Below are 12,583 nucleotides of genomic sequence, written 5' to 3'. Positions count from 1 at the left end.
CACAGCTTAAGCCGTGCCATTACAATTAGGGTTATAGTTAATTGGTTTGGAATATCTTATTATAACTCTTCATCGTGCTGTGTAATATCCAGCCCCAGTTTTTCCTCTTCTTCATGCACACGCAGAGGTGTTATCAGATCCGTGATCTTGATCAGCAAAAGAGAACCAAAAAATGCAAACAAGGAAACGGCTATCAATGCAACGACATGCGCCAGGAATAAGCTGGTCTCCCCGAAATACAATCCGTTAGCAGTCACCACGCTGTTGACGTTGCTATTTGCAAATACACCTGTCAGCACCATACCAACCATACCCCCCACTCCATGACAAGGAAATACATCCAGCGTATCATCTATACTGGTTTTACTGCGCAAAAACACAACCAGATTACTGACTAAAGCGGCTACAAGTCCAATGACGATCGAATGCGGAATACTCACAAAACCGGCTGCCGGTGTAATCGCCACCAAACCTACGACAGCACCTATACAGGCACCCATTGCAGACGGTTTTTTACCTCTGATAATATCTACAAATATCCAGGCTATTGCAGCCACAGCAGAAGCGGTAGTCGTGGTCGCAAATGCATATGCAGCAAGACCATTTGCAGCACCAGCAGAGCCGGCATTAAACCCAAACCAGCCGAACCAAAGCAACGCTGTTCCTAATATGACATAACTGATACGAGCGGGAGAATGCGTAGGTGTTTTTCTTCCTTTCAGATATACAGCGGAAGCTAACGCAGCCCAACCTGCAGACATGTGTACTACTGTACCTCCAGCAAAATCCAAAACACCGAATTTAGCGAGTATCCCTTCTGGATGCCAGGTTGCATGTGCTAAAGGCATATAAATAAAAATACTGAACAAAATAATAAAGACCATAAACGAATTGAACCGCACGCGTTCTGCGAAAGCACCTGTAATCAAAGCAGGAGTGATAATTGCGAACTTCAGTTGAAACATAGCAAATAACACCAGTGGAACGGTAGGCAAAGCTCCCCAGGCCACATTCCCAAGCATTCCCTTCATCATATAAAAAGTACGTGGATCACCGATCACTCCTCCGATATCATCTCCGAATGCAAGACTAAATCCTACAATCACCCATAGTACCGAAATAATACACATACAGATAAAGCTTTGCATCATCGTAGAGATCACATTCTTCTTACTCACCATACCACCATAAAAGAAGGCCAAACCTGGTGTCATAATCAATACAAGAGCGGAAGATGTCAATAACCAGGCTGTATCTCCGGAATCAATCTTTATATCTGCTACATTAGTTACATCAATAGAGGGAGTTAACAAGCCTATAATAGCCAAAATTGTTAAAATAATCAATGGAACGGTTTTTTTCATAATATTTTAATTGTTTTTAATTCAAATTTTGTTAATAAATAATGGTTTTAGATGAAAAACAGATAAAAATTGATGTATAAAATTAAATTCAAAACAAATATATGATCAAAAATTTATAAATCAACAAATTATTTTAAATAATATTCATACATTTATAAAAAATCAACTCAAAATCTAACGAAAAACCACAAAACAGACAAAATAAAAATTAAATTCACCAATTATTAAACTAAAATTAGATGAAACAAGGTTTTTAGATTTAAAAAAATAAAAAAATCAACCATTTAAAACTAAAAACATGAAAAAATTAATCACTTTATCAATTATTTACTGTCTATTTCTAAATTTTACCAAAGCACAGGAAGAAAAACCCACATTATTAGGGTTAGAAATCTCAGGATCGGTAGATACTTATTGGAAATATGATTTCCAAAATCAGCCTAATATCAAAACTTACTTCACAGAAGACAATAATTCCGTATCTATAGGCATGGTAGATCTGGCACTAAAAAAGAAAACTGGCCGAGCCTCTTTCGTTGGGGAACTTTCCTTTGGCCCCAGAGGACAGTACAGATCTATCCTGAACGGAGACGGACAAGCCGGCGACGACAACAATAGTTTTCATATCCAAAACTTGTATGTATCCTATGATCTGACGGAGAAATTAAGTATGACTGCCGGATTTATGGGCACATTTGTAGGGTATGAGGTTATATGCCCATCCAACAACTTCCACTACTCCACTTCTTACCTTTTCGGAGCCGGGCCATTTCAGGATGCCGGATTAAAAGCAAACTACACATTTTCGGACAAGGTGGCCCTGATGGTAGGAATTTTTAACGACTGGAATGTTTATCAGGATTTTAACGGAGTTTCTCACTTTGGATCACAACTCAGCGTCATTCCAAATGATGCTTCGAGTTTTTACCTTAATTTTCTTACCGGATCTTCTGTAGGTGGAGCAGAGAACTACAGTTCAGGTACATTGTTAGATCTGGTTGGAAATTACAGCTTCTCTCCACGCTTCACGCTCGGACTCAATGCCACCAACTACAATCAGAAAGGTGATGCAGGCTATTCTGGAATAGCACTTTATCCGAGAATAAATATTAATGAAAACATAGGTATTGGTGTACGGGGCGAATATTTCAAAACTAAAGACTCTCCTGTATTAGCAATTGAAGAAAACGAAATATGGTCAGCAACACTAAGCGGACACCTCAGACATCATGGCTTTTCATTTATACCAGAAGTACGGTTTGACAACAGCAAAAACGAAATGTTTGTTAAAAAAGATCTGAGTCCCGCTAAAAATGCAGGACAATTCTCTATGGCACTCGTGTATGCATTCTAAATAACAAAGGCTGTCCGCATTATTCGGACAGCCTTCTTATTGTAAAATTAAATTTTCAGTTCTTATTTACGAACACTTACAGAAACCCTGCGGTCTTTGATCCTGTCAGACTCAGGTGCCTCCGCCGGATACCGGGCAATTTCAGACCCGTACCCTTCTGTACCGGCAACCTGCGTTCCCAGTCCCTGCTCCTCTAAAAATACTTTTACGGCATTTGCGCGATCCAATGACAACTTCTTGTTAAAAGCCTCATCCCCTGTCTTGTCCGTATATCCACCGATCTTAACTTTCGCATCCGGGAATACTTTTAATATAGCAGCAAGATTTAACAATTGATCTCTGCTGGCAGGCAATATCTTAGCGGTACCAGTCTCAAAATTCAGATTATCAAAATCAAACCATTTATTTTTAAGCGTATCATCCGGAAGTGCCTTATAGTCTGACTGCAGGAATTTAATCAGATTATCTTCTATTCCTCTCGGATAAGCACGAAGTTCCTGCCCGTCAGGTAATTTTAGAATTACCGGTTCCCGGCTGGACAAACCATCTGATTCATCCAATGAATCTGCCGGATTCGTCATTGATGATCTATCCTGACTATTAGCAGTAGAGTCTGCCGTACCAGCTCCATTACCAGCACAGCTTCTGCCAAATAAAAACCAAAGAGCGACAAGTACCAACGGTATCAGCACCCACCATAGCCCGCTTGATTTTTTCACTTCTCTCACAGCCTCCTGTGTATGTATAGCCGGTTCAGGATTAACTGGCGGCACAGTGAGCACAGGCGGTTCTACAACAGGAATATCCGCAGGAGGAATAGGTGTCTCTACAGCAGGACGTTGAATATCACTATCTGAAAACAGGTTACCAAAAGCTCCCAGTCCTAATCCTGCAGGCAGAGCTGCTGCAAAATTACTTTTATTCTCATTCAGTAAATTAGAAATATTGCCTGCATCCCAGTTGCTTCCATTATTAGTCAGACTGGCAAATACTGCAGGTAGTGCCGAACTCAGCAGCTTCTGAATGGTATCTGATTTAATTCCGATAAATCCGGAAATAGCAGAAACCACTGCCTCCAGTTTATCTCCAAATATACGCTGCAACAGATGCTGATGCTCAGGATGCTGACTATTTACGTCTTCTGCTGTTTCTTCAGATGAGGGTGAACGCTCAGGATTAAACCATTGCTGAAAATCAAAATTGCCAAAATGACTCTTAGCTTGCTCCAGTACAGTACTTAATCCACTTTCATTTTCGCTTTGCAAACCTAAAAACAAAGCTGGAATGACTAAATCTGTTCCCTGCTTAAGTTGAGCAGAATCCACACCTACCGATCCGGATAGCTTTGAAAGTACATCCTCATTGAAGAATGCCTTTGCGTTATTTAAGAGATTGTTTTCCATAATATTGATCCATTGTTTAATAAACTAATTAACAATCAGCAGGATAATTTGTTTTGGGATAACCCTGACCGCACTTAATATTACGTTAACACTAATGCACTATATTTGATCACTGTATTCCATTTATTAAAAACTGATACACATACTCATAACATGAAAAAACTATCTTTATTATTTGCATTATCCATCCTCAGTCTGCAGCTGGCTTTTGCCCAACAAAAACCTAAATATATTTTCTTTATGATAGGTGATGGAATGGGTTTGAATCAAGTGAATCTTACTGAAATGTATCTTGCCGAAAGAGAAGGGCGGATTGGTATTTCACCACTTGTATTTACAAGCTTTCCCGTTGCATCTTTCGCTACTTCTTATTCTACTTCAAACGGAGTAACAGACTCCGGAGCAGGTGGTACAGCACTCGCTGTAGGTCATAAAACGAAAAACGGTGTCATCGGCATGGACAGCACCAAAACAAAATCACTGAAAAGCATCGCTTATCTTGCCAAAGAAAAAGGGATGAAAGTCGGTATCACGACAAGTGTCAGTATAGATCATGCAACACCAGCTTCCTTCTATGCCAACCAACCGGATCGCGATATGTACTACGAAATTGCTGAAGATATTCTTAAATCTGATTTCGACTTTTTCGGAGGTTCCGGATTCTTAAAACCTGAACAAAACTTCAAAAAAGAAAAAGTAACTCCCATTACTCAGATTTTACAAAAGGGAGGTTATTCATTAGCTGAAGGTTACAAGGAATATGAAGGACTTAAAAATAAAGCAGGAAAAATAATATTGTCCAATAATAAGGGAGCTGATCAGGTATCCTTAAAATATGCAATTGATCAAAACACAAATGACCTGACACTTAAGCAGATTACATCAGCAGCCATTGAATCCCTGACAAAAGAAAACAACAATGGCTTTTTCCTGATGGTAGAAGGTGGTAAAATTGACTGGGCCTGTCATTCCAATGACGGAGCAACTGCTGTAAAAGAGGTATTGGATTTTAATGAAGCCGTAAAGGAAGCATTTGATTTCTATAAAAAGCATCCGGAAGAAACCCTTATTATTGTTACAGCTGATCATGAAACCGGAGGAATGACACTTGGAACGGGCAGTTCCAGATTATCTTTTAAAAATCTGGAGTTACAGAAAAAATCACAAAGCGAATTGTCTGCACAGATTTCTAAATTAAGAATTTCAAATCCTAAAACTACCTGGGAGGAGATTAAACAATTGCTTTCAGATCAACTCGGACTATGGTCTGCGATCAAAGTAAGCAAAGCAGAGGAACAGAATATGCACGAAACCTATCTTCGCAGTTTTGTAAACCATGAAACACAGGAATCCAAAAGCCTGTATGCTACTGACGATAAATTAGCGACTCTTGCTGTAAAAGTCCTGAATGATGCATCGACTCTTGGATGGGGTTCCGGTAATCATTCGGCAAGTTATATCCCGATATTTGCTATTGGAAGCGGAAGTGAATTATTCACACACAAAATGGAAAATACAGATATTCCCAAAAAAGTAGCCAGGTTATTAAATGCTCAACTGGATTAACAATATAGTCTATAAATAATAAAAGCTCCTTAATGGAGCTTTTATTATTTATTTCGGTCGTTGCAACACCTTGTTGAAGAAAAGAAATGTATTTGACATTCTTTATAATTGTAACCATCTGGGAACAATAAATTCTTCTGCCAGATGTGCAAGTTTGTATTCCTTGTAATTAAGCTGATCTACCCAGACTGCCTCTTCTAATTCTGCCTGTGGACATATTTCCTGAATTTCAGGTAATATAATTTTAAAAACATGTCCTACTACTACTGTATTAGCTTCATTCACAGCCTCAGCTTCATGTGTGCCCAGAAAAAGTAATTCTTCTCCTGCTACTCTTAATCCGGTCTCCTCTTCTATTTCTCTTATTACTGTTTTGACAGACGTCTCGCCTTCTTCTGCTTTACCGCCAGGTAACTGATAATATAAAGAACCTTTTTTACGAACAAGGAGCAATTGCTTCGCAGGATTCAGCACCATTGCAGCGCATATTTCTATTCTCTGTTTCTTCAAAGCAGATAATCCGTTATTAGTATTTTACCGGATAATCGCGCATATGCTCAAAGTGGTAGTTCGGATTAGACTTTAAACTGTCAATCAGATCAGACAACAACTTCTGCCCTTTTCTATTCTGAAACATATCATCATGCATCAGTAGCACAACATTATTGGCAGTAAATGAATCTTTCTTTTTCAATCTGTTTTTCATGCGTTGATATATTTCATTAACAGATTGTACGGGCTGTCCTGTTAGTCCGTGGATTTTCCACTCCACATCCCATCCCATGATTTCATATCCATTTGCATAAAGCAAATCTGCGGTACTGGTTCCACTCTGCAAATCAATCCTTCTTCTGTCTTTAAAATACCAGATATTACGTCCCGGCATACGGGTAATCTTATATTTCAAAGCCAGATCAGCTTCATTTTTTTCAAAATCCGAGAATGCATGATCCGGATTGCTGTAAAAAACACTGAATTTATTATTGGCATGCGTATAACTATGGTTATAGCAATCAACCAATGGATTGTTATAATATCTCAAATAATCCTTTTTGAGCCTTTTACTCATATTTGCGTGTTTACCGATCAGAAATACATTGATCTTAATATTCTTTGCTGTAGCAATGGAATCAATTGCTGAACTTCCGATCAGTGGTCCGTCATCAAAAGTCAGGTAAATGTGCTTTGGAAGGCTATCTAATTTTGCATTAATAGAGTCTCGCTGTGCCTTAGTCAGCTTTGCTTTATCAACAGGTTCTTTTTTCTTAACCGAATCTACGGTTAATGTATCTTTTTTTGTCTGAAGATCTTTTTTCTCGGGACTATGCTCTTCCTTTTTCACAACCGAATCCTGATGCTCAACAGTAGAAGTTTTTTGAGAAGACTGATTATTTCCGCAGGACTGCGTACTTAAAACAAGTACAGATAGCGCCAAAGCTGCCGCCACATTTCCAATTAATCGCATTTAATATTATTTTTTATATTAGACTTTTTAATAAAAGTTACGCAAAAATAACATATTAAATCTGACTTATCTAATTTCAAAGAAAAGTTGTTTCAAAAAACAACAAAGGAATCCTGATGTGGGATTCCTTTGTTAATAAAGCTATAAATTTATATCTGGACTAGTCATGATGACGTCCTTTATTCTTGTAGCGGTGCTTATTTCCCTTATGATTATCCTTACGGTCGTGACGATCATACCGATCCCGGTCATGACGATCCGAACGGCCTCGCCCATCTCTTAAATTTACCTGACTGTAATTACCGGAATATCTGCGATAGCGCTCATGATAATGGCTATGACGATGCCAAGGATTACGATCATTTACCACTACCTTATATGTCCTGTACATATTATAGCGACGGTATTTGCTTGGCAAGCTACCTCGGGTAACCCATCTGTTTCCATGATAATAAGTATAGCGACGATGTACAACATCATAATATACATCCATTTCCGGCATATAATAATAACGTACATAATCGTATCCTACTGGTCCCCAAAGCGGCTGATTTCCGATATTGACATTGATTCGAACCTGAGCCTGAGACGGAGTGAAAGAGAAGATCCCTCCGATAAGCAATGTAATGTAAAGTAATTTTTTCATGGAACCCTCCCTCTTTAATGTTTTTCTAATGTATGTGATTACTCTTTGCTCTTTATGACTGCATATTATTTATAAAAGATTAATCGAAAACAAAAACAAAGTGACAATACACTGATAATGTGGGTATTATTTTACTTATTTACACTCAAAACTTATTTTATCAATTTCTAACCTTATAAACTCTATTAACCTTTTCAACTCTATAAACTCCACTAGTCAACCTCTCTGCCCTGTGGGCATCTCTCCTTAAAAAGGAGAGAACAACTGTAGATCATACGGATTCCCTCTCCTTCATAAGGAGAGGGTTAGGGTGAGGTTCTGAAATTGTGTTTATTAACCCTATCAACTTCACCTAATCAACCTCTCTGCCCTGCGGGCATCTCTCCTTAAAAAGGAAAGAATAACTGTAGATCATACGGATTCCCTCTCCTTTTTAAGGAGAGGGTTAGGGTGAGGTTTTAAACTTTTATTTATAAGCTCTCCCGAAAAATCAGAATCTCTTTTAGGATAGAATAACTATGTCAAACAGTTGGCGAAGAAAGCAGTAGAGAGAATTTTTATAAAATAACTTTATTATATTTGGCTATAATCGATTATCTCTTAGGATAAGACATATGTATGGCTTATCCTGAAGTAAATAGCATCTGTATTCTCCAAATTTCTGATCTATGAAAAAGTTCTTTATTATCCTCTTTTTTCTTCTTGTCGTTCTTATCGGTGTAGTTGTGATCAAAACAATTACTTACCCATTTGGAAAAATTCCGGCTTCAGCTGATACAGATACGCAAACCGCTGTACCTGTCAGTGATTCGGCAGTATACCGTTTTGCTCAGGGTATCCGAATCCCGACGGTGTCCACAGGCTCTATGGGAACATTTAATTTTGAACCTTTTGAGCGCTTTATGGCTTATTTGAAGGAAGCTTATCCTGAAGTTCACAAAGGCACTAAGCAGTATACAGTCAATAATCAATACGGCCTGGTATTCCATTGGAAAGGCAAAAACAGTTCACTAAAACCAATTTTGTTTTTATCGCATATGGATGTAGTGCCTCCGGGTGATGCACCTGTCAAAAACAATGATTCTACAGTAATATTTAATATTAAAGACAAGCCACTACCAGCTGCAGAAGAGATAGCTAAAGAATGGTCCTATGCCCCATTTTCCGGGGCTGTCAGTGACGGGCGCGTATATGGCCGAGGCACACTGGATATGAAAAGTATGCTTTTTGCATTACTTGAAAGTATGACAGCTCTTATGAAGAATGGATATGTACCTGAAAGGGATATTTACCTGGCTTTTGGCTGTGATGAAGAAGTTGGAGGAAGTAAAGGTGCCAGCGAGATCGCTGCAGACTTCAAACGCAAAGGCCTACATTTTGATGCGGTCTATGATGAAGGGGGAATTATTATGCAAAAGGGTGCTGTAGAAGGTATTAATACAGATATTGCTTTGATTGGCTGTGCAGAAAAAGGTTTTCTGTCTGCCCGTATTAAAGTCAACGGTCTGGGTGGTCATTCTTCTATGCCTCCTCTACAGAGCGCTATCGGCAAAGCTGCAATCATTATGCAACGTCTGGAAGAAAATCAGATGAAACCTTATATTTCTCCTGTGATTGGAGATTTCTTTACGAATGTTGGAGGTGATATGAGTTTCACTACCCGCATGGCTATTGCTAACCGATGGTTACTGGAATCTGTACTTTTGAGCAAACTTACCACAAATAATGCGACAAATGCACTTGTGCGTACCACTACAGCTCTGACCATGATGGAAGGTAGTGATGGTACAAATGTTTTATCCCCACAGGTGGAATTTGTGGTCAATTTCAGAATATTACCGGGCAACACTGTCGCTGAGGTAAAAAATCATATTGCAAAAGCTTGTGAAGGTTTCGATGTCAAGGTAGAAGAAGTCGATAATACACGGGAGGCTTCTAAAATTTCCGCAACGAATACAAGGGCATATGAGGTTATGGAAAAAACTATTCGCGAAATTTATCCTCATGTATTGATTACACCCTATCTGACTGTAGGAGGAACGGACGCCTATAAGTATGAAATTGTAAGTGACAATGTGTATCGGTTTATTCCTTTTTCCATTAATACTGCTGAGCGCCAAAGTATACATAGTACCAATGAATATATCAGTATAGAAAATTACGGGCGTATGATTCAGTATTTTTCTTCAATAATGAAAAACTATGATATGAAGCAGTAAATAGTGTACATAAATCTTAGGTTCATGAAAACATTATTCCTTCTTCTTTCTAACCTTATAAACTCTATTAAACCCTATCAACTTCAGATATTAACCTCTCTGCCCTGCGGGCATCTCTCTTTAAAAAGGAGAGAATAACTATGTTAAACAGTTGGCGAGGACGCCAACTGACGCAAAAACAAATAATAAATCCACTCATTCGCGTTTGCTGGTGTCCTCACCAGCAACTGAGAAAGATGTGAAGCTTATAAACTATATTAACCTCTTAAACCCGATCAACTTCAGATATTAACCTCTCTGCCCTGCGGGCATCTCTCCTTAAAAAGGAGAGAATAGCTATATAAAACAGTTGGCGAGGACGCCAACTGACGCAAAAACAAATAATAAATCCACTCATTTGCGTTTGCTGGTGGCCTCACCAGCAACTGAAACAGATGTAAAGCTTATAAACTCTATTAACCTACTAAACCCTATCAACATCACCTATCAACCTTTCTGCCCTGCGGGCATCTATCCCTAAAAAGGAGAGAATAACTACAGATCGAACTCATCCCCTCTCCTTAACAAGGAGAAAATTAAATTTTAACTTCAATGTCAGGATTGTATTTCAATGCTTCAGTCTCTAATATTACAACCATTTGTGGTTCTCCGACCGTAAAAAAGCAGGTCTTCTCTTTGACTTTTACTCGAACAAAATAACCATTTCGTGGAGCACTTGTGGTCTTGATGGACTTGATTTCAGCCCAGGGCAACACAAGTATTCTCGCTAACTTAAATACATACAGATTAGACGATCCTATAATAAATGGTGCATTCATCATAAACTGATTGACCAATCCCAGATAATTATTTACGCTTATCATTTTTTCAAAATGTATGTTATCCAGCTCCATTATGACTTTTATATAGTTTTGGACTGTCTTTTTGAAAATCATCCAGCTAAAAAAGCAGGTTAGCAAACCTATTCCTAACATACATACAAGCAGTAAATAACTGTCTCTCATTCTGGCCTCATATCTTTCCGGATCCAGTTTACCATTAAAGCTAAGCGTATCTGAGACTGTTATGAAAAACGGCATAAAAGCTGTAATCAAAATAATTCCGATGATAACCCATTTTAGTTGTTGGTATCTGCGTATGATTTTTTTTATATAAGCATCTCTCTTCTCAGTATACAAAAAACCATTATGTGCTTCAGAAAAATTTTCGGCTACAGTTTCGTCTCCTGTACCAACACCTGAAATCTTCCAAAGAAAAGCTAAGGTGAGTACCATGACGCCAATAATGATGAGAAGTATCTGCATTTTGTTTTTCTTGAAATTATCTTTACATATATCTGAAGCTCATCAGTTCATTTCTCCGAACAGATTCAAGATTCCGATTTACCTGTTTACATTGCTCTCTAATATAAGACCCTTTGCATAATTATTTGTAACATACTCAGAAAATAATAAGGCAAATGCTGCTTATACGTGAAAATTAATAAACAAACTGAAAAAAGTACCCGGCAAACAGCATCAATACAATCAAGATCAAACTGATTAGTATCAGACTTGCATTTCGTTTTTTAATCTCTTTCCTTTTATGAAACCTAAAGGCTTCGTACATAAACAGACCAAGACTGATAATAGCTAAAGCAAGGGTCATCTGAAAAAAAGCGATTACGCCTTCGAAATTATAATCTCCGTCATCGACAACCGTATGCTCCTGGATATAATCACTGACGTAATAGATAACCAGTAACAGCAGCAACAGCAGTACTATTCGTATACCGATATATTTCATAGATTAAGGTTTTTGTCTGTTGATTTTATTAAACCGTTTCATCCAATAGATTATAAAAATGATCAAAATGCTGTATAACGTCAAAACAATAGAAAGAAGCTGAAAAAATGCTTCTCCCACAGCTTGGTTCTCTCCGGAGCAATCAACCTCGCTTCCCCATATGTCCATAACCTTTTCTCCCTCATACATACAGCTCGTACAGGCCAGATATTCGGGGACCACGAGTCCCAGATAAAAAATTAGTAAGACAGCGTATACCGTCAGCAAGAATATGAAAAGGATTTTTCTAATCATTCCACACTATTACGCTATCGGTTTCTATGTAACTGGCTTCTGTTTTCCTTGTTGGAATTATTTCTATCACCTGATCATCTGCGTATTCTTCCGGATCAAACATTTGCCTTACTTCGATTTCATAATAACCGTTATCCAGATTCATATACCAATCAGCCTGTTTTTTGAGAGGTAAGGTTTCATCATCAAACTGAGCAGCCATAGTGAGATCTGTATAGTTAACGAAATAGATCCTTCCGTTTGTCACTTCTATTTCTCTTTTGAATTCTTTATAGCTTTTCTGAGAAGAAGGTTCAGTCATTATTTGCAAAAGCCAATCCCCTCCTTCGTCACTCACCTTCCATACAATACAATGTAGATTGTTCATTTCCCGGACAAAGTGTGACTGTAATTGTTCCAGTGACCAGTCTTCATGTACAAAAGACCTGTAAGTATCATTATTTACTATTGCAAAGATGCCATCTTCATCATATACTTTTAGTTCCAT

At 38.2% G+C, this 12,583-nt stretch carries 11 protein-coding genes; 3 read left to right on the top strand and 8 right to left on the bottom strand.

The genetic code is table 11. The features are described from left to right. Positions 1–59 precede the first annotated feature (59 nt). Positions 60–1,364 carry an ammonium transporter gene (locus tag I6J02_RS16015; protein WP_002996385.1) on the bottom strand — a complete coding sequence of 435 codons (1,305 nt, stop codon included), beginning with the start codon at positions 1,362–1,364 and terminating at the stop codon, positions 60–62. Between the two features lie 298 nt (positions 1,365–1,662). On the opposite strand from I6J02_RS16015, the gene I6J02_RS16010 reads away from it, so the two are divergent. Then, positions 1,663–2,718: an outer membrane beta-barrel protein gene (locus tag I6J02_RS16010; protein ID WP_201678837.1), complete on the top strand. Its 1,056-nt coding sequence runs from the start codon at positions 1,663–1,665 to the stop codon at positions 2,716–2,718. 62 nt (positions 2,719–2,780) lie between these two features. Here I6J02_RS16010 and I6J02_RS16005 read toward each other — a convergent pair whose 3' ends face one another. Continuing rightward, positions 2,781–4,121 carry a DUF937 domain-containing protein gene (locus tag I6J02_RS16005; RefSeq protein ID WP_201678836.1) on the bottom strand — a complete coding sequence of 447 codons (1,341 nt, stop codon included), beginning with the start codon at positions 4,119–4,121 and terminating at the stop codon, positions 2,781–2,783. A gap of 153 nt (positions 4,122–4,274) precedes the next feature. Here I6J02_RS16005 and I6J02_RS16000 point away from each other — a divergent pair, with 153 nt between their 5' ends. Further along, a complete protein-coding gene (locus I6J02_RS16000; RefSeq protein ID WP_201678835.1) occupies positions 4,275–5,687 on the top strand; it encodes an alkaline phosphatase in 1,413 nt (470 codons plus the stop codon). Between the two features lie 102 nt (positions 5,688–5,789). Here I6J02_RS16000 and I6J02_RS15995 read toward each other — a convergent pair whose 3' ends face one another. The 3 genes from I6J02_RS15995 to I6J02_RS15985 all read right to left on the bottom strand — a co-directional run bounded on the left by I6J02_RS15995 (position 5,790) and on the right by I6J02_RS15985 (position 7,798). Beyond that, on the bottom strand, positions 5,790–6,197 hold the full coding sequence (locus tag I6J02_RS15995; protein ID WP_236582040.1) for an NUDIX hydrolase: 408 nt from the start codon (positions 6,195–6,197) through the stop codon (positions 5,790–5,792). Between the two features lie 16 nt (positions 6,198–6,213). Further along, the gene (locus tag I6J02_RS15990; RefSeq protein ID WP_201678834.1) at positions 6,214–7,152 is read right to left on the bottom strand and encodes a polysaccharide deacetylase family protein; all 939 of its coding nucleotides are present in this window, start codon (positions 7,150–7,152) and stop codon (positions 6,214–6,216) included. A gap of 160 nt (positions 7,153–7,312) precedes the next feature. Next, positions 7,313–7,798 (bottom strand): hypothetical protein, encoded by a 486-nt coding sequence (locus tag I6J02_RS15985; protein ID WP_201678833.1) that lies wholly within the window; start codon positions 7,796–7,798, stop codon positions 7,313–7,315. A gap of 668 nt (positions 7,799–8,466) precedes the next feature. Between I6J02_RS15985 and I6J02_RS15980 the strand changes: the two genes are divergently transcribed. Next, positions 8,467–10,017, top strand: coding sequence for a M20/M25/M40 family metallo-hydrolase (locus I6J02_RS15980; RefSeq protein WP_201678832.1), 1,551 nt, complete (start codon positions 8,467–8,469; stop codon positions 10,015–10,017). A 575-nt stretch (positions 10,018–10,592) separates the two neighbouring features. Here I6J02_RS15980 and I6J02_RS15975 read toward each other — a convergent pair. From I6J02_RS15975 to I6J02_RS15965, 3 genes are all read right to left on the bottom strand, one after another. After that, positions 10,593–11,321 carry a hypothetical protein gene (locus tag I6J02_RS15975; protein ID WP_201678831.1) on the bottom strand — a complete coding sequence of 243 codons (729 nt, stop codon included), beginning with the start codon at positions 11,319–11,321 and terminating at the stop codon, positions 10,593–10,595. A gap of 175 nt (positions 11,322–11,496) precedes the next feature. Further along, positions 11,497–11,802, bottom strand: a complete 306-nt coding sequence (locus I6J02_RS15970) for a hypothetical protein (protein ID WP_201678830.1) — start codon at positions 11,800–11,802, stop codon at positions 11,497–11,499. A 286-nt stretch (positions 11,803–12,088) separates the two neighbouring features. Next, positions 12,089–12,583: a hypothetical protein gene (locus I6J02_RS15965; protein WP_201678829.1), complete on the bottom strand. Its 495-nt coding sequence runs from the start codon at positions 12,581–12,583 to the stop codon at positions 12,089–12,091.

It is taken from the genome of Sphingobacterium spiritivorum (assembly GCF_016725325.1).
Classification (GTDB): domain Bacteria; phylum Bacteroidota; class Bacteroidia; order Sphingobacteriales; family Sphingobacteriaceae; genus Sphingobacterium.
The sequence above is the reverse complement of the archived record's forward strand: the minus strand, read 5'-3'. Positions and strand labels throughout refer to the sequence as shown.